The following is a 344-nucleotide window of genomic DNA, read 5'->3' on the forward strand; positions in this document are numbered from 1 at the left end:
ATTTACTTTTGCTTGCGCCAAAACTTTTAGAGATACTGGCACCAAAATCTTTTGATTTAATGAGCTTTAATGAACAAGCTTTTGAGCAAAAATTAAGGGTGTTAATTCCAACACAATATGTGAGTAAATCACGTGTTTGTAAAAAGCTTGATAATGGCTATTTAGTAAACTTTGCCAACTATATTCTGCCACAGACAGTCTTTGCTGAGCCAATTATGATTGATATTTCAGGAGAAAACCATGCACTCTAATTTATGGGTAGAAGAAAAGTTTGAAGACTTTTTGGGGATTAAATTTAAAGTAGAAAAAGTACTTTTCTCTGGGAAAAGTGAATTTCAAACCGT

Annotated in this window: 2 protein-coding genes; both read left to right on the forward strand. The window is 32.6% G+C overall.

Annotated elements, in window-relative coordinates; translation table 11 throughout:
- A partial coding sequence (locus tag H4J62_RS20090) for a hypothetical protein (protein ID WP_220470120.1) occupies window positions 1-251 on the forward strand: 251 nt, incomplete at its 5' end.
- On the forward strand, window positions 241-344 hold a 104-nt coding region (locus H4J62_RS20825; protein ID WP_220470121.1), incomplete at its 3' end, for a hypothetical protein. The genes H4J62_RS20090 and H4J62_RS20825, both read left to right, overlap by 11 nt.

The sequence above is a fragment of the Colwellia sp. BRX8-5 genome (genome assembly GCF_014077325.1).
Classification (GTDB): Bacteria; Pseudomonadota; Gammaproteobacteria; order Enterobacterales; family Alteromonadaceae; genus Colwellia_A.